At 61.3% G+C, this 24,181-nt stretch carries 23 protein-coding genes and 1 pseudogene; 8 read left to right on the forward strand and 16 right to left on the reverse strand.

Annotated features, from left to right (window positions below; genetic code table 11):
• Nucleotides 1–74: 74 nt before the first annotated feature.
• Nucleotides 75–1,178, forward strand: coding sequence for a GDP-mannose 4,6-dehydratase (gene gmd, locus CO655_RS25550; protein WP_097607510.1), 1,104 nt, complete (start codon nucleotides 75–77; stop codon nucleotides 1,176–1,178).
• A 214-nt stretch (nucleotides 1,179–1,392) separates the two neighbouring features.
• Here the strand turns inward: gmd and CO655_RS25555 are convergent, their stop codons facing one another.
• Nucleotides 1,393–1,656, reverse strand: a complete 264-nt coding sequence (locus tag CO655_RS25555; RefSeq protein ID WP_097607511.1) for a hypothetical protein — start codon at nucleotides 1,654–1,656, stop codon at nucleotides 1,393–1,395.
• 48 nt (nucleotides 1,657–1,704) lie between these two features.
• Nucleotides 1,705–1,953: a hypothetical protein gene (locus tag CO655_RS25560; RefSeq protein WP_097667295.1), complete on the reverse strand. Its 249-nt coding sequence runs from the start codon at nucleotides 1,951–1,953 to the stop codon at nucleotides 1,705–1,707.
• A gap of 315 nt (nucleotides 1,954–2,268) precedes the next feature.
• Between CO655_RS25560 and CO655_RS25565 the strand changes: the two genes are divergently transcribed.
• Both CO655_RS25565 and CO655_RS25570 read left to right on the forward strand, forming a co-directional pair.
• On the forward strand, nucleotides 2,269–4,251 hold the full coding sequence (locus CO655_RS25565; protein WP_097667296.1) for a protein-L-isoaspartate(D-aspartate) O-methyltransferase: 1,983 nt from the start codon (nucleotides 2,269–2,271) through the stop codon (nucleotides 4,249–4,251).
• 175 nt (nucleotides 4,252–4,426) lie between these two features.
• Nucleotides 4,427–4,696 (forward strand): hypothetical protein, encoded by a 270-nt coding sequence (locus tag CO655_RS25570; protein ID WP_097607513.1) that lies wholly within the window; start codon nucleotides 4,427–4,429, stop codon nucleotides 4,694–4,696.
• A 133-nt stretch (nucleotides 4,697–4,829) separates the two neighbouring features.
• Here the strand turns inward: CO655_RS25570 and CO655_RS25575 are convergent, their stop codons facing one another.
• The 7 genes from CO655_RS25575 to CO655_RS25605 all read right to left on the reverse strand — a co-directional run bounded on the left by CO655_RS25575 (nucleotide 4,830) and on the right by CO655_RS25605 (nucleotide 12,465).
• Nucleotides 4,830–5,594 carry a FadR/GntR family transcriptional regulator gene (locus CO655_RS25575; RefSeq protein ID WP_064696735.1) on the reverse strand — a complete coding sequence of 255 codons (765 nt, stop codon included), beginning with the start codon at nucleotides 5,592–5,594 and terminating at the stop codon, nucleotides 4,830–4,832.
• A 130-nt stretch (nucleotides 5,595–5,724) separates the two neighbouring features.
• Nucleotides 5,725–6,789: a four-carbon acid sugar kinase family protein gene (locus CO655_RS25580; protein WP_097667297.1), complete on the reverse strand. Its 1,065-nt coding sequence runs from the start codon at nucleotides 6,787–6,789 to the stop codon at nucleotides 5,725–5,727.
• On the reverse strand, nucleotides 6,786–7,778 hold the full coding sequence (locus CO655_RS25585) for an oligopeptide/dipeptide ABC transporter ATP-binding protein (RefSeq protein WP_097667298.1): 993 nt from the start codon (nucleotides 7,776–7,778) through the stop codon (nucleotides 6,786–6,788). Before CO655_RS25585 ends, CO655_RS25580 begins: the two co-directional genes overlap by 4 nt.
• Nucleotides 7,778–8,785 (reverse strand): ABC transporter ATP-binding protein, encoded by a 1,008-nt coding sequence (locus CO655_RS25590; RefSeq protein WP_097667299.1) that lies wholly within the window; start codon nucleotides 8,783–8,785, stop codon nucleotides 7,778–7,780. The genes CO655_RS25585 and CO655_RS25590 overlap by 1 nt, the downstream gene beginning before the upstream one ends.
• Nucleotides 8,782–9,741 (reverse strand): ABC transporter permease, encoded by a 960-nt coding sequence (locus CO655_RS25595; RefSeq protein ID WP_097667300.1) that lies wholly within the window; start codon nucleotides 9,739–9,741, stop codon nucleotides 8,782–8,784. Before CO655_RS25595 ends, CO655_RS25590 begins: the two co-directional genes overlap by 4 nt.
• Before the next feature lie 2 nt (nucleotides 9,742–9,743).
• Nucleotides 9,744–10,700 (reverse strand): ABC transporter permease, encoded by a 957-nt coding sequence (locus CO655_RS25600; protein WP_097607518.1) that lies wholly within the window; start codon nucleotides 10,698–10,700, stop codon nucleotides 9,744–9,746.
• Nucleotides 10,701–10,827: 127 nt separating this feature from the next.
• Nucleotides 10,828–12,465 (reverse strand): ABC transporter substrate-binding protein, encoded by a 1,638-nt coding sequence (locus CO655_RS25605; protein WP_097607519.1) that lies wholly within the window; start codon nucleotides 12,463–12,465, stop codon nucleotides 10,828–10,830.
• A gap of 323 nt (nucleotides 12,466–12,788) precedes the next feature.
• Here CO655_RS25605 and CO655_RS25610 point away from each other — a divergent pair, with 323 nt between their 5' ends.
• From CO655_RS25610 to pdxA, 4 genes are all read left to right on the forward strand, one after another.
• The gene (locus tag CO655_RS25610; protein ID WP_097667301.1) at nucleotides 12,789–13,694 is read left to right on the forward strand and encodes a dihydrodipicolinate synthase family protein; all 906 of its coding nucleotides are present in this window, start codon (nucleotides 12,789–12,791) and stop codon (nucleotides 13,692–13,694) included.
• 11 nt (nucleotides 13,695–13,705) lie between these two features.
• Nucleotides 13,706–14,893: an exo-alpha-sialidase gene (locus CO655_RS25615; protein WP_097607521.1), complete on the forward strand. Its 1,188-nt coding sequence runs from the start codon at nucleotides 13,706–13,708 to the stop codon at nucleotides 14,891–14,893.
• 347 nt (nucleotides 14,894–15,240) lie between these two features.
• Entirely contained in the window at nucleotides 15,241–16,374 is a 1,134-nt protein-coding gene (locus CO655_RS25620) for an iron-containing alcohol dehydrogenase (RefSeq protein WP_097667302.1), read from the forward strand.
• Nucleotides 16,375–16,404: 30 nt separating this feature from the next.
• Complete coding sequence (gene pdxA / locus CO655_RS25625; protein ID WP_097667321.1) at nucleotides 16,405–17,382, forward strand: 4-hydroxythreonine-4-phosphate dehydrogenase PdxA; 978 nt, start codon at nucleotides 16,405–16,407, stop codon at nucleotides 17,380–17,382.
• Between the two features lie 83 nt (nucleotides 17,383–17,465).
• On the opposite strand, the pseudogene CO655_RS25630 reads toward pdxA, so the two are convergent.
• The 7 genes and pseudogenes from CO655_RS25630 to CO655_RS25660 form a co-directional block, all read right to left on the reverse strand.
• Nucleotides 17,466–17,693: pseudogene (locus CO655_RS25630) on the reverse strand (FAD-dependent oxidoreductase); the annotation flags it as partial.
• 48 nt (nucleotides 17,694–17,741) lie between these two features.
• Nucleotides 17,742–18,596 (reverse strand): D-amino-acid transaminase, encoded by an 855-nt coding sequence (locus CO655_RS25635; RefSeq protein ID WP_097667304.1) that lies wholly within the window; start codon nucleotides 18,594–18,596, stop codon nucleotides 17,742–17,744.
• A 4-nt stretch (nucleotides 18,597–18,600) separates the two neighbouring features.
• Nucleotides 18,601–19,587 carry an N-acetyl-D-Glu racemase DgcA gene (dgcA, locus tag CO655_RS25640; protein WP_097667305.1) on the reverse strand — a complete coding sequence of 329 codons (987 nt, stop codon included), beginning with the start codon at nucleotides 19,585–19,587 and terminating at the stop codon, nucleotides 18,601–18,603.
• Between the two features lie 131 nt (nucleotides 19,588–19,718).
• Nucleotides 19,719–20,477 carry an amino acid ABC transporter ATP-binding protein gene (locus CO655_RS25645; RefSeq protein ID WP_097667306.1) on the reverse strand — a complete coding sequence of 253 codons (759 nt, stop codon included), beginning with the start codon at nucleotides 20,475–20,477 and terminating at the stop codon, nucleotides 19,719–19,721.
• An 11-nt stretch (nucleotides 20,478–20,488) separates the two neighbouring features.
• Nucleotides 20,489–21,373: an amino acid ABC transporter permease gene (locus CO655_RS25650; RefSeq protein WP_097667307.1), complete on the reverse strand. Its 885-nt coding sequence runs from the start codon at nucleotides 21,371–21,373 to the stop codon at nucleotides 20,489–20,491.
• Entirely contained in the window at nucleotides 21,373–22,137 is a 765-nt protein-coding gene (locus tag CO655_RS25655) for an amino acid ABC transporter permease (RefSeq protein WP_097667308.1), read from the reverse strand. The genes CO655_RS25650 and CO655_RS25655 overlap by 1 nt, the downstream gene beginning before the upstream one ends.
• A 76-nt stretch (nucleotides 22,138–22,213) precedes the next feature.
• A complete protein-coding gene (locus tag CO655_RS25660; protein ID WP_097667309.1) occupies nucleotides 22,214–23,062 on the reverse strand; it encodes a transporter substrate-binding domain-containing protein in 849 nt (282 codons plus the stop codon).
• Nucleotides 23,063–23,212: 150 nt separating this feature from the next.
• On the opposite strand from CO655_RS25660, the gene CO655_RS25665 reads away from it, so the two are divergent.
• Complete coding sequence (locus CO655_RS25665; RefSeq protein WP_176539303.1) at nucleotides 23,213–24,112, forward strand: LysR family transcriptional regulator; 900 nt, start codon at nucleotides 23,213–23,215, stop codon at nucleotides 24,110–24,112.
• The last annotated feature ends 69 nt before the right edge of the window (nucleotides 24,113–24,181 follow it).

Below are 24,181 nucleotides of genomic sequence, written 5' to 3' on the forward strand. Positions count from 1 at the left end.
CCGATTTTCTCTGAAGCTGCACAACAATACAGCATCATCTGCTTCTGCATTTGTATTCGAGTTGGAGAGCAATCATGGATACGGGAATGAAAAAGAACCGAAAAGTTGCGCTGATAACGGGTATAACAGGCCAGGACGGTGCGTATTTGGCCGAAATGCTGCTGGACAAGGGCTATATCGTCCACGGCCTCAAACGACGTTCGTCGTCCTTCAACACCAGTCGCATCGAGCATCTGTACGAGGATCCCCATGTCGACAATCCTCGCTTCATTTTGCACTTCGGGGACATGACCGATTCAACCAATCTCATCCGCGTCATACAGGAAACACAGCCGGACGAGATCTATAATCTCGCCGCACAGAGCCACGTCCAAGTTTCGTTCGAGACGCCGGAATATACTGCGAACGCGGATGGAACCGGCACCCTGCGGCTGCTGGAAGCAATTCGCCTCCTTGGGTTGACCAAGAAGACCCGCTTCTATCAAGCGTCCACTTCGGAGCTCTACGGCAAGGTTCAGGAAGTTCCGCAGAGCGAAACGACACCCTTCTACCCTCGATCACCCTACGCGGCGGCCAAGCTCTATGCCTATTGGATTGTCGTCAATTATCGCGAGGCCTATGGCATGCATGCCTCGAACGGGATTTTGTTCAATCATGAAAGCCCGATCCGCGGCGAAACATTCGTGACCCGTAAAATCACCCGGGCGGCGGCTGCGATCCATCTTGGATTGCAGGACCGGCTCTATCTCGGCAATCTGGATGCGAAGCGCGACTGGGGACATGCACGAGAATATGTCCGCGGCATGTGGCTGATGCTGCAGCAGGACGAACCGGGTGACTATGTCCTTGCGACCGGCGAAACGCACTCGGTTCGTTCCTTTGTGGACAAGGCCTTTGCCAAGGTGGGCATGCCAATTGATTGGCGTGGGAGCGGTGTCGAGGAAAAAGGATACGATAAGACATCCGGTCAGTGTGTCGTGGAGATCGATCCAGCCTACTTCCGCCCGACTGAAGTTGATCTTCTGATTGGCGATCCGACGAAGGCGCACACGCAGCTTGGCTGGAAACATGAAACCAGTCTTGATCAGCTGGTTGCGGAGATGGTTCGCGAGGATCTGAAAGTCATGGCACGAAATGTTCCGTCGGTCGGTGCGACTAAAAGTTTTGCCTATGCCTGAGTGATCGACAGGCTTGCCGGAAAACGGTCCATGGCGTGGGCCGCCGCGGATGGCCGAGATGAAATCTCTACCGTGCCTGGCTACCGACGCCTGCCGCCATCTCGTGAAACCTATCCGCCCACCAGCATTCGAAGATGGCGGAACCGGGCTCTTGGCCGCAAATGACAAGGGTCCTCAGCAGGAACGCGGCGATCCGATCGCCGCGTCAAGGCGCTCAGTCACGCTCGACGAATTTGTTGAAGCGGCTTGTCTTTCCATCCTTGGTCTCATCCTGGTAAAGAAAGGCAAGCTTGTTTTCGTCGAAGATTCTGAAGAACTCGTCCCAGCCGATCTCGTCGAATTCTTCTTCCTTGTCCCCGAAATCAATGCGCAGGACGCCGCCTTTGCCGGCGGTCCGGATGGCCGCCGGCCTGCCCTTCCTGTCCTCCGCCCATTTGCGAATTTTTCTGTGGTCCGTCGTTGTCTCGGAACTGCTCATCGAAATCTCCATCGGTTGTCTTTTGTGGCGCAAACCGGCCGACAACAGTCACAGCAGCGGTTGCCTTTGCTTCCATTCGCGATACGGTGCGAGCAGTCGACCGGGATAGCGCCGCTCGATCTCGCTTTCGGCCAAAGCAATGCGGGAGATAATCTCTTCTACCGCGTCGCCCTCCTCGGCAGCGTTGCTTGCTTTTTCCAGATCGTTCATGGTCCCGAACAGCTCGTCATCCGTCATTGACTCCAAGCGGGAGGCGAGATCTTCGACCGGTTCGTTGACAAGCGAATTGCTGGACATGGGCGCGCCTCTTGCTGATGCCTGTCCAACTTCGCTCTTCACACTAAGTTCCGCTGCTGCATGTCGCAAATTGATCGCAGGATCCCGCTTTCGCCGGCGCTCCACTCGGATCATCAAATGGTCCGCGATCCGCCGGACAGCGCCGAGACGTTCGATACCGCCTCCGGCGCGTGTTGGAATCGATGCCGTGCTGACGGGCGCAGCGATGCGGTGCGTAGGAAAACCGTGGCGGCAAACGAACCCAGGCCATCGGTGCCGCTGCTTCGGAACAACCACCTGCTTTCGGCTGTTTTCTCCTGGAGCGGAGGTGACCCCATGGATATGAACCGCATGCGAGACCACATGGTGGAACACCATGTCGTGCGTCGCGGCATTCGCGATCAAAGCGTCACCAGGGCGATGCGCATAGTGCCGCGCGAGAAATTCGTCGATCCGGGCTTCGAGGAATTCGCCTATGAGGATGCGCCCTTGTCGATCGGCGAGGGTCAGACGATCTCGCAGCCTTTCATCGTCGCTCTGATGATCGAGAAGGCCCATCTGGGTGCGGGCGACAAAGTGCTCGAGGTCGGAACCGGTTCCGGCTACGCCTCGGCCCTCCTCAGCCGGATCGCCAGGCACGTCTATACCATCGAACGCCATGAACGGCTGGCGCTTCAAGCCAGAGAACGGTTTGAAAAGCTGGGATACGGCAATGTCGACGTCCGGGTGGGCGACGGCAGCAAGGGCTGGGCGAACGCCGCTCCTTTCGATGCGATTATCGTTTCCGCTGGCGCACCCGAGGTGCCGGCCGCCCTGAAGGAGCAGCTGGATCTCGGTGGGCGGCTCATCATCCCGGTCGGCCGCAGGGACGAACAGCGCCTGAAACGCATCACGCGCACGGGGCCATCCACCTTCGACGAGGAAGATCTGGGCGGCGTCCTTTTCGTCCCGTTGATCGGCGAGGATGCCTGGACTACCGCCCATCCGATGTATACGGCGACAGCCCCGTCATCGCGCACAGGGGAAACATCCAGCAAACTCATCTCGGCCGCGGCTGAAGAATTTTCCTCGATCGACGACAAGGGCTTTGCCGCCCTTTTTGATCGTTTTGCCGGCAGCCGCATCGTTTTGCTTGGCGAATCCACGCATGGCACCGCCGAATTTTATGAGACGCGGGCTGCCATCAGCCGGCATCTTATCGAGCATCACGGATTCAATCTCATTGCAGTCGAAGCGGATTGGCCGGATGCGGCCGCCATTGACCACTGGATAAATGGTCGGGCACCGGGAGACGGACAGCCGTTCGGCCGCTTTCCCACGTGGATGTGGCGGAACCGGGAGTTTTCGCGGTTCATCGGCTGGATGAAGGAGGAAAACGAACGGCGCAAAGCGTCGCACAAGGATCCGGTGCGGTTTTACGGCCTGGATCTCTATAATATGTCCGGGTCGATCCGTTCCGTCCTCGACTATCTCGAAAATGTCAGCCCGGAAACCGCCAAGATTGCCAAGGAGCGCTATGGCTGCCTCAGTCCCTGGCAGAGCAATCCCGCGATCTATGGTCGGGCCGTGCTGACCGAAGCCTATCGATCATGCGAGGATGCGGTGCTGAAGCAATGCACGGAGCTTTTGACGCGATCGCTGGATGATGCGGCCTCAGGTGACGATGATTTTCTAAACGCCGTCCAGTCCGCAAGACTGCTCGCCGCCGCCGAACGATATTATCGCATTATGTATTATGGCGGTGCTCAGGCCTGGAACCTGCGCGACACCTATATGGCCGACACCGTCGAGCATCTTCTCGACTTTCACGGACCGGCGGCAAAGATCATCATATGGGCTCACAACTCCCACATCGGCGACGCCCGCTACACGGATATGGCAACCGCCCGCGACGAACTGAGCCTCGGTCAGCTATGCCGGCAGCGCTTCAACGAGATGACAAGCCTCATAGGGCTGGGAACACACTGCGGCGAGGTGATCGCCGCTGACGATTGGGACGGGCAGGCGGAGGCGAAACAGATGAACCCGTCGCTTCCGGAGAGCTGCGAGCGTTTATGTCACGACACGGCAAAGCCGCGATTTCTTCTCGACCTCAGGGCCGATGAGGAATTGCACGCAAGCCTGGTCGAACAGCGGCTTCAGCGCTTCATAGGGGTGATCTACAGGCCGGAAACCGAACGGCTGAGCCACTACATGTCGGCATCGCTGTCGCGGCAATACGACGCCTTCCTCTGGTTCGATGAAACGCACGCGCTTTCGCCACTCATCGCTCGGCAGTCCGGGACGGGCGATCAGGAAACCTTCCCCTTCGGTTTCTAGAGCGAGGCGGGATCGATCGACGCGACAGAGCGGGAACTCTCTGCGCATCCGCAAGTTTAGTGGTTGATCGCCCCAGCAGATCCATGTGAAGCATTTGGTTATCGCCTCACTCGGAGGCGCCGCGAAAATCAGGACCCGGCGCACTGGTACGAAGCCGAATGAGGAGGCGGCAGATATGTCTGAATATGTCAGCTATTCCCCAGGCCCCGTCCCGGCCGGGTCGCTGATCGTCAAGCTCTATCGATCGGGAAGCCAGATCAGGGGATATGTCAGCGAGGTCGCAGACACGGACCACGACGATACGATCTTTCCCGGCGAGGAAATGGAACCTGAAGCAGCCTTCAGGCTGGCTGAAACCCATCGCGACACCAACGGTGCCCCGATCTTCGTCGATCTTGTCGAAGACGTTGTGTGGGATCCGTCCTGGGGTCACCTCAGGCCATAGCGTACCGAGCGATCATCAGCCCGTCGGCCTACCAAAGCTCTGTGCCGGACCCGCTACGACGAACCCGCGTCGCGGCGGCAAGCTACGATCTGCGCCATGCTTCGTTCGGGGCAAACCCGCTCCCCATGCCCCTTCAGAAGGACAAGTCGAGCACCCTGCCCTCGAACAGACGGTCCCGGGAGCCTTCGAGATGTGCCTTCATCAGCCTTTGCGCATCGTCGGCCCGGCCATCGGCGATCGCCTTGTAGATGGCGTTATGCTCTTCGTAGACCTGTTCCAGCCCCTGCCGGGGGCCGAGCAAGGAGAGGCCGTGAAGATGCATGCCGACGGCGATATGGGCTTTCAATGCATCGATCGAGGCAGTGTAGTAATGGTTGTTGGCAGCCTCGGTCACCGCGCGATGGAAGATGAAATCGGCATCGGTGCGGTGAAGTTGATGGCTGGTCGCCTCCCGCAGATCCGCAAGGGCGCTGGCGATCTTCTGGATCGCCTGCTCATTGCGGCGCTTGGCGGCGAAATAGGCGGCGGCCGGCTCGATGGTCAGGCGGAATTCGTAGCAGCGCTGAATATCGGCAATGGTCTTAACAGGCGAATAGGCAAGCTGTGTCGTCGGCGAGCCATGGGCGCTGACGAAGGTGCCGGCTCCCTGGCGGGCATAGACCATGCCCTGGTCGCGCAGGCGCGCCAGCGCATCGCGGACGATCGGCCGGGAAACACCGAGCATCGAGGCAAGTTCGTGTTCGCCGGGAAGGCGTGAATCCGGCGGATAGTTTCCGCCGCGAATCCGCTCGAGCAGCTGGTCGAAGACGCGATCGACCAGCTTGACGGCCTTGCCGCGTTCGGGCTTGCCCGGCGGGCCGGCTTCCGCGTTCAAAGATTCGCCATTCGCTTCAGTCACGTCATTCTCCCCGACGGTATCTTAGCATGATGCCGAAAAGTGTGAGCGGTTTTCGGGCGACATCATGCTCCAACTCTTTGAATTGAGAACAGGATGATTTCAGGCCGACTCGGCCTGAAATCATCCTGTTCTAGGCCGCCTGATTCCGAAGAACCAGTCTTAGCAAACTATCGGAATTGCCGAAGCCCCCTGACTTGACGGCACACCGAAAAGGCCGCCCGTCGGCGGCCGTCACATCGAACCAGGGAATGCCGGCCTCGATTTCGCCCTTCGGCGTGAGCACCTTCACGTCAAGCGCGTGGAGGATTGCCAGCGCCGTATCGCCACCGCCGACCATCAGCATATCGGGCCTCGTATCGTCGATCACCCTTTTGACACCGGCCGCAAAGTCATGGGCGACGAGCGCCGCATCGGCCGTCGTGTCGCCGGTGCAACGCAGCAGCACCGGCAGCGCCAGGCCCTCCCCGCATTCGATCTGCCCCACCGGCGCGTCCACCACCACGCGCAAGGCGCCGGAGGCTTCGAGCCGGTTCATCTGGGCGGCGGTGATCGGATCGCGCGAACCGAAGGCAAACAGCGTGCGGGGGGTCGGCGTAAATTCCGTCACCGGCCGCCGCCCGGTTTCGCCGAGCCGGCGGGCGAATGCCGCACCGAGGCCGCGCGCACCGACGCCGAGCGTCGTCAGCCAGACATGACCCGCGACGATCTGATCGAGATCGGCATCGTCCTCGGCATCGGCTACGACAACATTGTCCGCGCGGCTCTCGAACAGATCGGCGACCGGCAGCGGCTTGTTGACGCCGCGGCCGACGACGCAGCCCCGGTAGGTCAGGCGCTCCTGATCGGGAATGGCAGGCGCCACGAGGATATTCTTCAGGCCGAGCGCATCCGCAAGCGCCAGGCTTTCAGCCGCAACATTGCCCTTCAGCCGGGAGTCGATCTTCTTCATGACGACGTCAGGCTTCACGTCGCGAAACACCTTCGCCGCCGATCGGACCTTTTCGGCGGCATCGCGCTCGCCAAGGGCGCGCGAGGCGGTATTGACGACGACGACATCGCAGCCGGTGGCGATCGCATCCTGCGCCGCTGCGACATCGACGGCGACCGCGACCGAGAGGCCGGCCGCAACGAAGGGGGTGCCGGTATCGACCGCCCCCGTCAGATCGTCGGCGATGATCACGGCCTTCAGCGTCATGCGATCTCACCCGTATTGACGGCGTGGCAGGCGACGAGATGGCCGGGCTTGGCTTCCTTCCAGACAGGAATGACCTTGCTGCAGACATCCATGGCGATCGGGCAGCGCGTGTGGAAACGGCAGCCGGAAGGCGGGTTCAGCGGGCTCGGCACGTCGCCCTGCAGGATCTGGCGTTGACGGGTGCGCTCATGCTCCGGATCGGTCTCCGGAACGGCCGACAACAGCGCCTTCGTATAGGGATGCAGCGGGTTGTCGAAGAGTTCCTCGCGGGTCGCGAGTTCGGCGAGCCGCCCGAGATACATGACGCCGACACGGGTGCTGATATGACGCACCACTGCGAGATCATGGGCTATGAAGAGATAGGTCAGGCCGTATTTCTCCTGCAGATCGAGCAGCAGGTTGATGATCTGCGCCTGGATCGACACGTCGAGCGCCGAGATCGCCTCGTCGCAGACGATGAATTTCGGCTGGCAGGCGAGCGCCCGGGCGATGACGACGCGCTGGCGCTGGCCGCCGGAAAGCTCATGCGGGTAGCGCTGGGCAAACCGTGTCGGCAGGCCGACATCGGTGAGGAGCGTCGCCACCCTCTCCTTGAGCTCGGCCTTGGTGCACAGCTTGTGAAAGAGGATCGGCTCGCCGATCGCCTCGCCCACCGTCATGCGCGGATTGAGCGTCGAATAGGGGTCCTGGAAGACGATCTGCAGGTCGCGGCGGAACGGCCGCATCTGCTTTTCATCAAGCTTGGCGAGATCCTGGCCTTTGTAGACCACCTTGCCGCTGGTCGCCTTGTAGAGGTTGAGGATGGTGAAGCCGGTCGTCGATTTGCCGCACCCGGATTCGCCGACGAGGCTCAGCGTTTCGCCTTCCATGATGTCGAGATCGACATCGTCGAGCGCATAGACGGTTGCCGAGCGTTCGCCGAAAGCGCCGAGCTTGACGTGGAAATGCTTGACCAGATTTTCGACCTTGAGCAGCGGTTGCGCAGCCATCACGCGGCCTCCTGCATTCTCTGGACGACGAAACAGGCGGCGCGATGATTGCTGCTGCCGCTCAAGGGTTCGAGCCGCGGCACTTTCTCGTGACAGATCGCCTCGACGAGCGGGCAGCGCGGCGCAAAGGGGCATCCCTTCGGCCGGCGGCCGGGTTCCGGCGGCGTGCCGCCGATCGAGCTCAGCCGGCTTGCCGGCGGATCTGACAGTTTCGGGATCGAGGAGAGCAGGCCGCGCGTATAGGGATGGCTCGGCCGCGCATAGAGCTCGTCGACCGGGGCATCCTCGACGACCGTGCCGGCGTAAAGCACCGCGACGCGATCGACGAGGCCGGCGATCAATGCCAGATCGTGGGTGATCCAGACGACGGACATGCCGAGCTTGGCGCGCAGATCCTTCACCAGATCGACGATCTGGGCCTGGATAGTGACGTCGAGCGCCGTCGTCGGCTCATCGGCGATCAGAAGCTTGGGATTGCAGGCAAGGCCGATCGCGATCATCACGCGCTGGCGCATGCCGCCGGAAAGCTCGTGCGGAAAGGCCTGCAACCGCTCTTCCGGGCCGGGAATACCGACGAGGCGCAGGAGTTCTACAGCGCGGGCGCGAGCCTCCGCCTTCTTCATTTTTCGGTGATAGATCAGCGGCTCGCAGATCTGGTCGCCGACGCGCATGACGGGATTGAGCGAGGTCATCGGATCCTGAAAGACGAAGCCGATATCGCCGCCGCGCACCTTGCGCAGCTCGGCATTCGACATCGTCTGCAGGTCGCGGCCGGCGAAGGTGGCCGTTCCCTTGGCGACCTTGATCTTGTTCGGCAGAAGCCGCATCAGGCTCAGCATGGTGAGGCTCTTGCCGCAGCCGGATTCGCCGACGACGCCCAAGGTTTCGCCTTTGTCGACATGGAGATCGATGCCGTCGACGACGACGGCCGGGCCATTGCGGCCATCGATCTCGACGGTAAGTCCCCTGACATCGAGCAGGTGTTCTCTGTTTTGCGTGTCCATCATTTGCTGCCCCGCGGGTTGAGCGCGTCGTTGAGGCCGTCGCCGAGGAAGCTGAAGGCAACCGAGGCAAGGCCGAGCACGGCCGCCGGAGCGGCGAGAAGATGCGGATAATGCTGCCAGACGCGAAGGCCGTCCGAGATCATGTTGCCCCAGCTCGGCGTCGGCGGATTGACCCCGACGCCGAGGAAGCTGAAGGCGCTTTCCAGCACCATCGCCGTGCCGAGACCGGCGCTGACCGAGACGATCAGGGGGCCGAGCGCATTCGGCACGACATAACGCTTGATGATGACCCAGTTCGAAAGTCCAAGCGCCTGGGCCGCGGTGATATAGGGCCGGCTGCGGATCGACAGCACCTGGGCGCGCACCAGGCGCGCGTAAGGCGGCCAGGAGATCAGCGCCATCGACCCGAAGACGAGGATGAAATCCACCCATATCGTCTGGCGGTAGAAGGGATTGAGGGTCTCGAGGTAGCGCGCCTCCATCCAGCGGGTGATCGGCGATTTCAGCGAGGCGTTGATGACGACGACGAGCAGCAGGTTGGGAACCGACATCGTCACGTCGGTCAGCCACATGATGGCGCGGTCGAAAGGATTGCCGAAGAAGCCGGCCACTGCGCCGAGGGTGAGCCCGATCAGCACCGCGAAGAACGTGACGATGACGGCAACGAGGAAAGCGGTCCGCGTGCCGAACACCACGCGGCTGAAGACGTCGCGGCCGAGGTCGTCGGTGCCGAAGAGATGGCTCATCGACGGCAGCGCGTTGCGGGCGTTAAGATCCTGGCTCAGATAGTCGTAAGGCGTGAGATAAGGCCCGAAGATCGCCGTGAAGGCGAGGATCAGGACGACGATGAGGCCAAAGATCGCGAGCTTGTTGCGCCGCAGCCGATGCCAGGCATCGCGCCACAGGCTGACCGGCGGTTCCTCGATGGTCTCGGTGGGGGAAAGAGGGATTGCGGACATGGTCAGCGGCTCCTTCTTGAATCATTGGCGCGGGGGTCGAGCAGCGGATAGAGCACGTCAACCAGCAGGTTCGAGACCATCACCAGGAACGATCCGATCAGCGTGATGGCCAGGATGACGGGATAGTCGGAATTGATCAGCGCCTGCACCGTCAGGCGTCCGAGCCCCGGCAGGCCGAAGACCAGTTCGACGAAGATCGCGCCGTTGACGATGGTGATCATGATCAGGCCGAGCTGCGTGACGACAGGGGTCAGCACCGGCCGCAGGATATGGCGCAGCGCCACGATGATCTCCGGCACGCCCTTGGCCCGGGCGGTGCGGACGAAATCCTCCGACAGCACCTCGATGACGGCGGCCCGGGTCTGACGCACGATCAAAGCGATCGGCTGGAAGGACAGCACGAGCAGCGGCAGCAGGATGCGGACATCGAGAATGCCGCCCCAGCCATAGGGCACGCTGGCACCGGGCAAGAGCACGATCAGGCCGACCATCAGCAGCGGCCCGGCGACATAGGCCGGGATCGCCCAGAGGAAGAGCGCCGAGCCGAGAATGGCGTAGTCCAGGCGGGAATTCTGGTTCAGCGCGGCGATCATGCCGAGCGGGATTGCGACGAGGGCCGTCAGAATGATGGAACAGAGGGCAAGCTGGAAGGAGACGGGTGCGGCGGCCGAGACCATCGCCCAGACGGCGCGGCCCGACGTCAGCGAATTGCCGAACTGGCCGTGCAGCAGGTTCCAGATGTAAAGGCCGAACTGCTCGATGAAGGGCCTGTTGAGGCCGGCACTTTCACGGATGGCTTCGATGCGCTGCGGATTATAGGCGACGTCGCCCGGCGCGCGCAGGAAGATCAGCTTGATCGGATCGCCGGCGCCATAGAAGGCCAGCGCGTAAACGGCCAGCATCACCACCAGAACGGACGGAATCCAGATGGCAAACCGGGTTAGCACGTAGCGCAGCAAGGCCACCTCCCACCTGTTGTTCGATGCGGTCCGTCTAAAGCAAGGCAGATCGCATCTCTTCGTCTTGAAACTTGCGCGAAGGCCTTGCAGCCTTCGCGCGCTTATTGCCAGGAACGATAATTCCCAATCAGCCGATGGAGATGTTCCAGGGTTCGGCGATCTGCCAGTCGAGGTTCTTCTCGAGTCCCGTGACCTCCTTGGTGGCCCAGCGCGACATCGCCTGAGAATACCATGGAATGAAGGCCCAATCCTCGCGGAACGCCTTCTGGGCTTCCTGGGCGAGAGCAACGCGCTGCGGATCATCCGCAGCCTTGGTCGCCGCTTCGGCAAGGGCGCTGTCGACCTTGTCGTTCTTGTATCCGCCGAGCTTGTTCTGCGCGTTCGACGAGGTCGAGGCGATGCTGCCCGTGAGATAGGAAACGGCGTCCGGGACACGGGTGCCGACGTCGTCGCGGAAGATCTGGACCGAGTTTTGATCCGGACCGGCATAGGAGTCTTGCTGCGGCTTCATGTCGACGGCAGTGATGCCGAGGTTCTGGCGCCACTGCTCGGCGATGAACTGGGCGGCGGCCTGAATGGCCGGCGCCGAAATGCCGACGAACAGGATCTTCGGCAGGCGCTCGGGCCCGCCATAGCTCGATTCGGCAAGCAGCTTCTTTGCGGCTGCCGGATCATAGGGAAAGGCCTCGAAGCCGGAATTGTCGGCGCCGGGAACCGAATTGAGGATCTGGTCGGCCTTCTTGTGCGGCCCATCCGGGTAGGACGCCTTGAACAGGCCGTCGCGGTCGACCGCCATGATCAGTGCCTGGCGGACCTTCGGATCGTCCATCGGCGCGCGGGAGATGTTGAACCAGAAGTGCTGGCTGGTCGGGATCAGCGGGCCGGCCGAGAATTCCGGGCCGAGATCCTGGATGATCGTCGAGGTGACGAGCTCGGTATGGGCGTTGAACTCGCCCGACTTGATCAGCGACGTGGCGGTGACATTGTCCTCGATCGAGGTGATGTCGATGCGGGCAAGCTTCGGCTTCTGCCCAAAGAAGTTCTCATTCGGCTCGAAGGTGATCTTGCCGGCATCGATATCGATGCTCGTCAGCTTGAAGGGGCCGGAGAAGACCGGATTGTTCTCCGGCTTGTACCAGTCGATGATCTCCTCGCCGTCGCTGCCGCGCGACTGCGACGCCTTGGTGATCGGTGCGATGTGGTTGGCGAGGCGCATGAAGAAGATCGGATCGGCGGCGGCCAGCGTCACGACGACGGTCCCCTCGTCTGGTGTCGCGACACCGGTGAGCTCGTTGCCCGAGCCGGCGGCGATTTCGGCGTAGCCTTTGACCTTGCTCAGTACCTGGTCGGCGCGCTGGCTCTTGGTGTTCGGCATCGAGGCGACTTCCCACGATCCCTTGACGTCGGCCGAGGTGATCTTGCTGCCGTCGGAGAAGACGGCCTTCGGGTCGATCTTGAAGGTCCAGACTGTGTTGTCGGCCGATTCCCAGCTGGTGAAGACGTAGGGCTTGATATTGCCCTGACTGTCGAAATACATCGGCGAAGCCCACCAGATCGAGTTCCAGCGGAACGTTCTGCCGCCGCCGCGCAACGGCGACCAATCCTGGTCGAAGGCCGGATGGGCGACCTTCAGGACCTGGCCTTCGTCGGCGAGCACGATGCGGGCATTCATCCCGAAGACGGTCAGCCCGACGCCGGCGGCAAGGCCGAGCTTCAGCGCGTTGCGGCGCGATAGATTGGTTTTATCCGATTGATCAAAAGACATGGCATTCCTCCCAGGTGAAATCGGCAGCGCTCTCCCTGCGCTGCCAGGCGCAGCACAATCCGTCGCCTATCGTTCTCTCGTTATTGTAAATATGTCAACAAAAAATCATGATTTTCACTAGAACAAAATTTATCTCTAAAAAAAGAACAATAATTACAACAAGATAAATTTTCTGCTTCACGTCAAGCCATTTTGTCTTCTTGACAAAAGCGCCGCAATGGAAAAGTTCTTAGCACTCCATCGCAGACAGATGCATGACAATCGGGCGCAGTCGCGCGGTTCGGACACGGATCGCCAAGCCAGGACGCACCGAAGGAGGAGAAATGAGCCATCACAGGATCACCGGCGTCTTCAGCGCGGCCGCAACGCCGCTGACGGCTGACGACACGCCGGATTTCGCGCTTTTCACCGACCATTGCCGGCAGCTGCTGGCCGAGGGATGTCACGGCGTGGCCCTGCTCGGCACGACCGGTGAGGCCAATTCCTTCTCCGGTAGCGAGCGGCGCGCCATTCTGGAAGCGGCTGTGAAGGCCGGCATTCCGGCCGACAGGCTTTTGCCGGGCACCGGCGTCGTCGCCATTCCGGAGACCGTGGAACTGACACGGCACGCGTTGTCGCTCGGTGTCACCAAGGTGGTGATGCTGCCGCCCTTTTATTACAAGGGCGTCTCCGACGACGGCCTCTTCGCTGCCTATTCGCAAGTGCTGGAAAAGGTCGCCGACACCCGCCTGCGGGTCATCCTTTATCATATCCCGCAGGTTTCGGGCATTCCGCTGTCCATTCCGCTGATCGGCCGGCTGATTGCGGCCTTCCCGGAAACCGTCGTCGGCATCAAGGAATCGGCCGGCGATTTCAACAACATGCAGGCCATCATCGCCGCTCATCCCGGCTTTTCTGTCCTGGCCGGCGCCGATCCGCTGCTGCTGCCGCTCATGAAGGCCGGCGGCGCCGGCTGCATCACCGCCACCTCCAATCTGGTGGCGGATTCGCTCCGCACCGTTTACGACCATGTTCATGACGAGGCGCGCAGCGCCGATGTCGAGGCGGCGCAGGCGCGCATCAACGCCTATCGCACGCTTTCCAACTCCTACGTCCAGATCCCGACCATCAAGGCAATGGTCGGGCTGAAGACGGGCAATCCCGCCTGGAAGCGCACGCGCGCGCCGCTGATGCCGCTCGCCGAGGCGGATTATGCCGCACTCGCCGATAGCTACGCCAAACTGCCTTGAGGAGATCCGCCATGACATTTACCGGCCTGCCTCCGGAAGCCGTGCCCGCTCTGATGACCGGGACCGTCACCCCTCACCCCTCTGTCGCAGGCCGCGCCGATGCCTACCTGCCCTCGCCCTGCATTCAGAACCATGCAGCAAATCTCGCCTTTCTGCCCGACGGGACGCTGACCTGCGTCTGGTTCGGCGGCACGATGGAGGGCATGGGCGACATCTCGATTTACATGTCGCGGCTGGCCCCGGGCTCCGATCGCTGGTCGGAAGCAGAAAAGATGAGCGACGATCCTGAGAAATCCGAGCAGAACCCATTGATTTTCAACGCTCCGGACGGAAAGATATGGCTGCTCTACACATCGCAGACCTCCGGCAACCAGGATGGCTCGATTGTCAAATGCCGGATATCCGATGACGGCGGCAAGACATTCGGCCCGGTCCGAATCCTCTGCGACAGCCCCGGTACCTTCGTTCGCCAACAGATCGTCGTCAACGACCGGGGCGACTGGCTGCTGCCGATCTTCCGCTGCGTCGGCCTTGCGGGCCAACGCTGGAGCGGCGATGCCGATACGGCAGCGGTGCTGATCTCGCGCGACGGCGGCGCGAACTGGCAAATGGTCGATATTTCGGACAGCATCGGCGCCGTGCACATGAACATCCTGTCGCTTGGCGGCGACGAGATGATCGCCTTCTACCGCAATCGTTTCGCCGAAACCATACTGTCGAGCCGATCGGCGGATGGCGGCGAAACGTGGAGCCCGCCAGAGCCGACCGAACTGCCGAACAACAATTCCTCGATCCAGGCCACCGTTCTGGATGATGGAGGGATTGCAATGGTTTACAACCATTCGAATGCGACGATGTCGGATGCGCGACGCCAGTCTCTCTACGACGAAATCGAGGGGGACGAGGCTGGAGAGAGCGCTGCTATCGTTGCCGATACCGGCCGCAAGGCGGTCTGGGGTGTTCCGCGCGCGCCGCTCAGCCTGGCGATCTCGAGGGATGGCGGCAGGACCTTCCCGCATCGCATGGATCTCGATACGGGCGACGGCTTCTGCCTCAGCAACAATTCCAAGGATTCGCTGAACCGCGAATTCTCCTACCCCTCGGTCATTGAGGGCAGCGATGGCACGCTCCATGTCGCCTACACCTATTACCGGCGCGCCATCAAATATGTGCGGCTCGCCCCGCAAGCGCTGCCGTAAGCAAGATGCCGGCCTGAAATTGTAAATCTGCTTGTCCGATCCGGCGTGAGAGGATGCGGGACACAGAGAGATTGGCCGGTCACGCCGAGGATTTGACAACAGATTTGGGCTCTCCGCCACCGACATGATGGCGGCTGGCCCTTTCACTGCCCACCCCATCCAACAACATCATAAATATTTGATTTTTAAGCTTATACTGGCACATTTCGATCCGCTGAAATCTGTTTTTCGGCACGGTCGGCAATAAAATATCCCCTAGCCGGGAATGCTGGCTTGACATTGATCTTACAACTTTACAATAAATGGGTTAACACTATTGCCGCAAGATCTTGCAGGAGGACTGGTTCATGGCCAGCTTGGATTCGCCAATCACGATCATTCGGCCGCATCTGATCGAATTCGGCATCGGCACGGCGGCAAAGCTCGGCAAATGGGCCGCCGAAAAGGGCTATAGGCGCACGCTTGTCATCTCCGACGCTTTCAATGCCTCGCGCATCGACCTGCTGGAATTAAAGGGCGAGGTGACGGTCTTTGCCGAGGTGACGCCCGAGCCGGATACGGCCAACCTCGAAAAAGTCCTGGCGGCGGCGAACGGCGCCGACGCCGAGCTGATCGTCGGCTTCGGCGGCGGCAGCGCCATGGATCTGGCAAAGCTTGCCGCCGTTCTTGCCGGCTCGGCGCAGACGCTGCATGACGTCGTCGGCCCGAACAAGGTGCAAGGACCGCGCAAGGCAGCGCTCGCCCAGGTGCCGACGACATCGGGCACCGGCAGCGAGGCCGGCATCCGCGCGCTCGTCACCGACCCCAGGACGATGGCCAAGCTTGCCGTCGAAAGCCTGCATATGCTGGCCGACATCGCCGTCATCGATCCGGCCCTGACCTTCAGCGTGCCGGCCCGCACCACGGCCGCCACCGGCGTCGACGCCATGGCCCATTGCGTCGAGGCCTTCACCAATCGCAAGGCTCATCCGATGGTCGATATCTACGCGATCGAGGGAACGCGGCTGGTCGGCAAATATCTCGCCCGCGCCGTCAGGGACGGCGACGACGCCGAAGCGCGCGCCGGCCTGTCGCTCGCCTCGCTCTATGGCGGCTTCTGCCTCGGCCCCGTCAACACCGCCGGCGGCCATGCGCTCGCCTATCCGCTCGGCACGCGCTGGCATGTGGCGCATGGTGCGGCCAATGCGCTGATCTTCCCGCATGTGCTCGCCTTCAACACGCCGGCCGCACCGGAGAAGACGAAAGCGGTGATGGCAGCGCTTGGGCGTCAAACCTCGGAAAACACTGCATCCGTGTTCGATGCGGCCTACGCTTTCTGCGCCGAACTCGGCATCGAGATGAAACTGTCCGGGCTCGGCGTACCGGAAAGCGATCTCGACGCCATGGCCGACGACGCTTTTGCCATCCGGCGCCTGCTCGACAACAATCCGCGTGACCTCACCCGCGCCGACATTCGCTCGATTTACGCAGCCGCCTTTTAGGCGGCACGGTTTTCAGAAGGGACTTTGATGATGGACAGGAATGCGAAAGTCGCCGTCACGCTCGGTGATCCCGCCGGCGTCGGCCCAGAGGTGATCGTCAAGGCCCTGGCGGCTCTTCCGAGCGACGAGCGCCGCGATTTCGTCATCATCGGCAATGTCGAAGCGCTGGAACGCGCCGACCGCGTCAGTGGCACCGGCCTGAAATTCGGGCCTGCCGATGCCCCCGGCGATGACAGGATCGCCGTCGATGAAGTTCCGCTCGGCGCGGCCCTGCCCGAGATCGGCAAGGTCAGCCCCATCGCCGGCGATGCCTCGGTGCGCTACATCACCCGTGCCGTCGATCTCGCCATATCAGGACAAGCCGATGTCATCGTCACCGCGCCGATCAACAAGGAGGCGATGAACCTTGCCGGCCATCACCATGACGGCCATACCGGACTTCTCGCCCATCTCACCGGCTCGAAAAGCTCCTTCATGCTGCTTGCTTCCGAGCGGCTGAACACCATCCATGTCTCGACCCATATCTCGCTGAAGGGCGCGATCGAGCGCGCCAAGACCGAGCGGGTACTCGCCACCATCGAAGCCGGCCACAATCATTTCCTGCGTCTCGGCAAAAAGGCGCGCATCGCGGTTGCCGGCCTCAATCCGCATTGCGGCGAAAACGGCCTGTTCGGCACCGAGGACATGGAATTCCTGGCGCCGGCGGTCGAGCAGGCCCAGGCCAAGGGCATCGACGTCGTCGGCCCGATCTCCGCCGATACGGTCTTCGCCCGCGCCTATAATGGCGCCTTCGACCTCGTCATCGCCCAATATCACGATCAGGGCCACATCCCGATCAAGCTCGTTGCCTTCGAAACGGCGGTCAACGTCTCGCTCGGCCTGCCGATCGACCGCGTCTCGGTCGACCACGGCACCGCTTTCGACATCGCCGGCACCGGCAAGGCCAATCACGTCAACATGCTCTCAGCCATCGCCTATGCCCGGCTGATGGCGCGCTCGCCGCGGTAGGAGGCGTGAATGCCACGCCCCTTTTCTGGCGAGCAATTTGCCCTATTTTGATTTGTTTCCGGAGCGGACCATCCGTTCGCACGGATGAGCGGGGCGTGCTTCATCATCATCCACTTGAGCGCCTTGACCGGAATCCCCGGAACCGCCCAGCGCGGACAGTAGCCGAAGGATATTTCCCCAGCATTGGTGAAGCTGGTTTCCAGCGCGGAACCGGGCGGGCGATCGACCACGGTCACTTCATGCGCTTCTCTGGCGAGATGGTAAGCCGTTGCGACGCCGATAATTCCAGCGCCGAGAACGATGATTTTTATGTTTTCCTTCGATAATCCTTCGAGATGCCCGGTGTTTTCGCGCGGCTGTCAGATCGCCGATGCACGGCTTCGCTCGATATAGATTTGCCGAAGCCGGGCCGCCGTCGAACCCGGTTTTCCCAGACCGACAATCCGCCCGTTGATTTTGACAACCGGGCTCACCAGGCCGGATGCGGAGGTCGAGAAAGCCTCGGTGGCATTCTCGGCTTCCTCAACGGTAAAGGGACGCTCCTCGATCTTCAGTTGAAGATCCAGCGCGCATTGCAGAACGACCTCCCGCGTGATCCCATGCAGGATGTCGGTCGAGAGATCCCTCGTCACGATCGTCCCTTCCGGGGTGACGATATAGGCGTTGTTCGACGATCCCTCGGTCACGAAACCATCCTTCACGAGCCAGGCATCGTCGGCACCGCGTGATTTGGCCTCCATCTTGGCCATTGAAGGGTAGAGAAGCTGCACGGTCTTGATATCGCAGCGCCGCCACCGCATGTCCTCCACAGTGACGACATGCTGCCCGCGTTCGGCGAGCGGGCTGTCGACGAGCGATTTCTTCTGCGTGAAGAGCACGACGGTGTTCGGCGTCTCCTTGGCAGGGAAGAGAAAATCGCGGTCGGCGGCTCCGCGCGTCACCTGCAGATAGACCAGACCCTCCACGATATCGTTCTGGCGGATCAGTTCGCGGTGGATATCGAGCAATTCCTCATCGCTGAGTGCGAAAGCCATGCCGAGCTCGCCGAGCGACCGGCGCAGGCGGCGCATATGGCCGGCAAAATCGACGAGCTTGCCGTCGAGCACGAGTGTTACTTCATAGACTCCGTCGGCAAACAGAAAGCCCCGATCGAAGACCGAAACCCGAGCTTCGGTTTCAGGCAGATAGTTCCCGTTGACATAGACTTGGCGCATGAGATCAACCCCATAAAGATGCAGGTGGCGGCTCCATCAGCGAGCCTTCGTAGTGAATTGGCGTGTCGCGGTCCCTTGCCAGCAGGAGCGGGCCGTCGAGATCGACATATCTGGCGTCCTGCGCAAGCAGGAAGGCCGGCGCCATGGCAAGCGAGGTACCGAGGGTGCAGCCGACCATGATGTCAAAACCAGCCGCCAGGGCTTCCCGCTTGAGCTCCAGCGCCTCGGTGAGCCCGCCGGTTTTGTCGAGCTTTATGTTGATGGCGTCATACTTGCCATTCAGTTCTTCCAGGGAAAGCCGGTCACGGCAGCTGTCGTCCGCACAGACCGGGAGCGGGCGCTCGATCTCTCCCAGGCCATGGTCCGCACCGGCAGGCAGAGGCTGCTCCACCATGACGACTCCGAGCCGGATAAATGCCGGTGCGAGATCGAGATATCGTTCGATAGTGCAACTCCCGTTGGCATCGGCGATCAACGTCGAGTGCGGAGCAGCGGCACGCACGGCTTCGATACGCGCCAGATCCGTTTCCGAACCCAGCTGAACCTTTATGAGCGGGCGATGCGCATTCCTGGCCGCCGCTTTCCGGAGGACATCCGGCGCGGCAAGGGATAGCGTGTAGGCCGTGTTCAAGCGCACAGGCGGCGCAAGCCCGGCCAACTGCCACGCCCGAACGCCCTTTTTCTTCGCCTCGAGGTCCCAGAACGCACAATCAAGCGCATTGCGTGCAGCGCCGGGCGGCAGACGCAGTTGCAACGCATTCCGGTCCAGCCCGTGGCGCAAGTCCGGTCGGATCGACTGGATGGCTTCGACCACATTCTCGACGGTCTCGCCGCCGCGCACCCAAGGTCTGGATTCGCCGCGGCCGCAAACATCACCATCGCGGAGTTCAACGGTCACGACGCGGATTTCAGACCGCGCCCCGCGCGCCAGAGCGAAAGCGCCGGCGACGGGGAAACGGTTTTCGGTGACATAAAGCGAAAGCCCGGTCATGACACTCCCCAGCATTCATTCGGCTCTTTGGCCCCATAGACGAGCGACGCTGCCGCCGACCGTAGTCTGGTTCCACCGCGAAGACTGGTTGGCGACGGAAAATTGCGCATCTCCACCATCGTCGTGCGGCCTCAAAGGATTTGCCCGAGAAAGGCTTTCGTGCGCGGGTCCTGGGCATTGTCGAAGAAGCTCGCAGGCGGACCATGCTCGACGATCACGCCGCGATCTGTGAAATAGATGTGGTCGGCGACTTCGCGGGCAAAGCCCATTTCATGGGTGACCAAGATACAGGTCATGCCCTCGGCCGCGAGTTCCTTGATGGTGATCAGCACTTCCTTGACCGTTTCGGGATCGAGCGCCGCCGTGACTTCGTCGAACAACATCACATCGGGCTGCATGGCGAGCGAACGGGCGATCGCCACGCGTTGCTGCTGGCCGCCGGACAACTCGCCGGGATAGGCGTTTTCCTTTCCCTCCAGTCGCACCTTCCTGAGGAGCGCACGGGCGCGGACTTCCACCTCCCGTTTCGGCTGGCCGAGCACCTTGACGGGCGCCATCATCACATTCTCGAGCGCCGTCTTGTGCGGAAAGAGGTTGTATTGCTGGAAGACCATGCCGACCTTGCGCCGCAGCGCCAGCTTGTCGAGCTTCGGATCGTGGACCTCCTGTCCCTCGACCTTGATCGAGCCGTCGTGGATATCTGCAAGCGCATTGATGCAGCGGATGAGGGTCGACTTACCCGACCCCGAGGGGCCGATGATGCAGACCACGTCGCCTTTCATGATATCGAGCGAAATGCCTTTGAGCACTTCGAAATCGCCGTAGGATTTGCGGACGTCTTTGATCGACACGATCGGCTGTTCGGCGGTCCAGGGAGTGTTGTCGCTCATGGGCAGTTCCTTCAGAGTTTCACTGCGAAGCGCTTCTCGAGCGACAGCGTCAGGCGGGCGATGGGGTAGCAATAGGCAAAGAAGACGATCAGCGCGAAGCCGTAGAAGGGAACCAGCAGAGAGGGATGGTTGCCTTCCGCCTCCATGGCCTGGCGGGTGAGCGCGATGATTTCCGTCACGCCGAGCAGGGAGACCAGGGGAGTGGCCATGGTCATGATGGCGTACCAGTTCATCCACGGCGGGATCATCCGCTTGAAGCATTGCGGCAGGATGATCTGCCAGAGCGTTTGGGTGCGGCTGAAGGCGAGCGATTCCGCAGCTTCCCACTGGCCGCTCGGAACCGACCCGATGGCGCCCCGGACGATCTCGGCGATATTGGCCATGACCGGCAAGCTGAGCCCGAATACCGCCTTCATCCAGTCCGGAACCGGAACGATCGCTCCGCCGATCCGCACTTCGAAGGGGAGCGACAGCATGACGACGAAGAGCAGCACCAGCCAGGGCGAGTTGCGAAAGAGCTGGACCGTGAGCCACGAGAAGAAGCGCACGGCTTTGTTTCGCGATACCCGCCCGAGCCCGAGAAAGACGCCGGCAATCGTACCGAACACCATCGTCAGAAAGCTGATGAGGATATTCAGGACGAAGCCCTTGGTGAGGAGGAGGGGCATCCATTTCACCAGGATGGCGAAGACATGCTGGCCGCTATAAGTGGTTTGCGCGAGGGCATGCGCCGGCCAGAGAAGCATGACGGCTGCAAGCACGGGAAGCGTCCAGCCGGGCATCGAGTCGAGCCAGCGGGACAGGCCGAGCATATCGGTTTCCAGCGGCTTCGGCGGCAGGAGCACAGGAAGATCGGTTTGACCGTTGTGGAGGGAGTGATTCGTGAAACCGGACATTATCGCCCTCCCCCAAAGCCTGGAATGCGGAGCGCGCGCTCCCAGCGGTTCATCGCAAGAGCCAGTGCGCCGACGAGAAGAATGTACGAGACGAACAGGACCGTCATCGCGGCATTCTGCGCCGAGGCGTAGTCGTTCCAGATCGAGACCATCTGATAGAGCAGTTCCGGCACCGCAATGGCGATGGCCTGCGTCGTCGTCTTCACGAGATTGACCAGGTTGTTGTTGAGCGCCGGCAAGCTCACGCGAAGGGCAAGCGGCAGCACGACATAGGCATAAGTCTGCAGCCGGTTCATGCCGAGCGCCTCGCAGGCCTCCTTCGTCGTCTGCGGAATGGCTTCGATACCGGCCCGGAAGATTTCGACGTTGAAGGCGCCGGCGAAGAAGGAAAGCGAAACGATCGCCCAGCCGATATTCGAGATGACAGGCTCTTCGGTCCAGCCGTCAGTCCCGGTGATCGTCGGAGTGAACTGGCCGAGCGCAAAATAGAAGAACAGAAGCTGGATCATCGGCGGTGTGTTGCGGAAGAGCTGAATATAGCCCTGCGTCAGCCAGCGCACGAAAGGCGACGGCGCACCCTGCGCCCAGGCACCCAATATGCCGATGATGAGGCTCAGCGCGACGCACGCCACCGAAAGCTCGACCGTCACGGCAAGACCGCCGACGAAACGCGCCCATTGCGACGGCTCGTAGAAGAAGATGAAATTCCACTTCGGATGGGTCTGCGCCAGCTCCCTAAAGAAGCTCTGGACGATTTCGATCATGGTGTTCGGATCCGCAAGGCATCAGGAAAGCCGCCGGCCATTGGGGAATGGCCGGGGCAGCACGTCAGGAGGCGGCCTACTTGGCCAGCCAGTCCCTGAAGCGTTCCTTCTGACCACTCAGGAAAGCGCTTTCCTGGATGCCCCATTTCTTCTCCAGCTCCATCAGGCGGCCGGACTGGAGCCAATTGAACTCCATGCCGGACATGAAGCGGCCGAAGACGCATTCGCGCTCGGCAAGCGGCACAGCAAGCGCCCAGGGATTGTCGTTTTCGGTCTTGAGCGGCATTTCGTAATCGGCATAGTCACCGGAAGCGAGATCGGCGGCGATCGAGGAATCATCGAACACCCAGGCCATGCACTTCTTGTCGCGCAACCCCTGCTTGGCCGCAGCGTTGTTGTCGAAGGCGATGATCTTGGCGCCGTAGTGCTCTTCGATCGCCTTGTTGTGGAACGAGCCCTGCAGGCCGCAAACGGGCTTGTCCTTGAGCTGCGACCACTCCTTGATGCCGAGCGCCTTGGGCGCCATGATATTCGTGCCTGACGTATAGTAGTTCGGCAGCACCACGCCGACGATGTCGCGGCGGTCCTTGCGATCGCTCATCGTTGCGATCATCAAATCGATCTTGCCCTGTTCGAGGAACTGCATGCGGTTGGAGGACTGAACGCCGACGAGTTCGAGCTCGACGCCGATCGTGTGCGCCACTTCCTCTGCCATGTCCGCTTCCATGCCGACCAGCTTGCCGTCCGTGTCGATGAAGCCCCAGGGCTTGGCGTCCGACTTGATGCCGACGACGATCTTGCCGCGCTCCTTGATCTTGCCCCAGGTTTCGTTGACGCAGGAGGCCGCATAGGCCGGCGCCACGCCGGCGAGCGCGGTCGAGCAGACCAATACCGCGGAGGTCAGGATATTCGTAATCGTTCGCATGCTTCGTTCACCCTCTATGTTCTTCTGAAAAGGCATTCTCGCGGGCGGTGTTTCCCGTCCTTGATGGGCAACGTGGCAGGCAGGCCGCATTGTGGCAAATGCCGTTTTCCTCTAGGTTATGCAAAAATTGCATGAGGGTGCGCAATGGAATTGAACTGGCTCGAAGACTTCATGGAACTCGCCGCGGTCCGGAATTTCTCCACCGCGGCCGCCGCCCGCCATGTCACCCAGCCAGCCTTTAGCCGCCGCATCCGGGCACTGGAGAACTGGATCGGCACGGAACTGATCGACCGCAGCTCCTATCCGGTCAGGTTGACCGGCGCCGGTGAGACGTTTCTTGAGTCCAGCCGCGAACTGATGCGCGAAATCTACCGGGTTCGGGATGAATGCCGGCAGCAAGCGCGCGCCGGTATCGAGGCGGTCACCTTCAGCGCGCTCCACACGATCGCGCTCAGCATCTTTCCCGATCTGCTGACGGCGATCGAGGAACGCACTGGCCCCTTCATCACCCGTATGCATGCGACGGACTTCTACGACTGCGTGGAGTCGCTTGCGCTCGGCCGCTGTGACATCGCCTTTTGCTACTCCCACGAACTCGGCCCGCCAGTGCTGCAGACCGGACAGTTTGCGTCCAAAATCATCCGGATCGATCCGTTCTACCTTGTCAGCAAGGCCGATCAGGAAGGAAATCCGATCATCGACCCGGCAAGCTGGCCGAAAAACAAGGACATACCCCTGGTCGCCTATTCATCCGACTGCTTTCTCGGAAAGGTACAGAGTCAACTCATGCTCGACATGCAGAAGGCAGGATCGAGTTTCCGTGCAACCTACGAGAACTCGATGTCAGAAGCCATCAAGCGCATGATCCTCGCAGGAAAGGGCATTGGCTGGCTGCCGGAAAGCGCCGCAGTCCGCGAGATAGAACAGAACGAACTCTGCATCATTGACAGGAAACCCACAGAGGTCAGCCTGAACGTCCTCGCCATCCGCCGGCAAGGCGTCGGCTCGGCGACTCAGGAGCGATTCTGGTCAAATTTGCGTGGCCTTTGAACAACCGGGCCTATGTTGGCTTCGAGAAGCCCATAGGTGTTGGCGACATTGGCCGCAATTTCAACGAAA

It is taken from the genome of Rhizobium sp. M1 (assembly GCF_002531805.1).
GTDB lineage: Bacteria > Pseudomonadota > Alphaproteobacteria > Rhizobiales > Rhizobiaceae > Rhizobium > Rhizobium etli_C.

Bases quoted from the DNA above. Each gene is read 5' to 3' on its own strand.
- gmd (WP_097607510.1), top strand. From the start codon at position 75: ATGGATACGGGAATGAAAAAGAACCGAAAAGTTGCGCTGATAACGGGT.
- CO655_RS25555 (WP_097607511.1), bottom strand. From the start codon at position 1,656: ATGAGCAGTTCCGAGACAACGACGGACCACAGAAAAATTCGCAAATGG.
- CO655_RS25560 (WP_097667295.1), bottom strand. From the start codon at position 1,953: ATGTCCAGCAATTCGCTTGTCAACGAACCGGTCGAAGATCTCGCCTCC.
- CO655_RS25565 (WP_097667296.1), top strand. From the start codon at position 2,269: ATGGATATGAACCGCATGCGAGACCACATGGTGGAACACCATGTCGTG.
- CO655_RS25570 (WP_097607513.1), top strand. From the start codon at position 4,427: ATGTCTGAATATGTCAGCTATTCCCCAGGCCCCGTCCCGGCCGGGTCG.
- CO655_RS25580 (WP_097667297.1), bottom strand. From the start codon at position 6,789: ATGACGCTGAAGGCCGTGATCATCGCCGACGATCTGACGGGGGCGGTC.
- CO655_RS25585 (WP_097667298.1), bottom strand. From the start codon at position 7,778: ATGGCTGCGCAACCGCTGCTCAAGGTCGAAAATCTGGTCAAGCATTTC.
- CO655_RS25590 (WP_097667299.1), bottom strand. From the start codon at position 8,785: ATGATGGACACGCAAAACAGAGAACACCTGCTCGATGTCAGGGGACTT.
- CO655_RS25595 (WP_097667300.1), bottom strand. From the start codon at position 9,741: ATGTCCGCAATCCCTCTTTCCCCCACCGAGACCATCGAGGAACCGCCG.
- CO655_RS25605 (WP_097607519.1), bottom strand. From the start codon at position 12,465: ATGTCTTTTGATCAATCGGATAAAACCAATCTATCGCGCCGCAACGCG.
- CO655_RS25610 (WP_097667301.1), top strand. From the start codon at position 12,789: ATGAGCCATCACAGGATCACCGGCGTCTTCAGCGCGGCCGCAACGCCG.
- CO655_RS25615 (WP_097607521.1), top strand. From the start codon at position 13,706: ATGACATTTACCGGCCTGCCTCCGGAAGCCGTGCCCGCTCTGATGACC.
- CO655_RS25620 (WP_097667302.1), top strand. From the start codon at position 15,241: ATGGCCAGCTTGGATTCGCCAATCACGATCATTCGGCCGCATCTGATC.
- pdxA (WP_097667321.1), top strand. From the start codon at position 16,405: ATGGACAGGAATGCGAAAGTCGCCGTCACGCTCGGTGATCCCGCCGGC.
- CO655_RS25635 (WP_097667304.1), bottom strand. From the start codon at position 18,596: ATGCGCCAAGTCTATGTCAACGGGAACTATCTGCCTGAAACCGAAGCT.
- dgcA (WP_097667305.1), bottom strand. From the start codon at position 19,587: ATGACCGGGCTTTCGCTTTATGTCACCGAAAACCGTTTCCCCGTCGCC.
- CO655_RS25645 (WP_097667306.1), bottom strand. From the start codon at position 20,477: ATGAGCGACAACACTCCCTGGACCGCCGAACAGCCGATCGTGTCGATC.
- CO655_RS25650 (WP_097667307.1), bottom strand. From the start codon at position 21,373: ATGTCCGGTTTCACGAATCACTCCCTCCACAACGGTCAAACCGATCTT.
- CO655_RS25655 (WP_097667308.1), bottom strand. From the start codon at position 22,137: ATGATCGAAATCGTCCAGAGCTTCTTTAGGGAGCTGGCGCAGACCCAT.
- CO655_RS25660 (WP_097667309.1), bottom strand. From the start codon at position 23,062: ATGCGAACGATTACGAATATCCTGACCTCCGCGGTATTGGTCTGCTCG.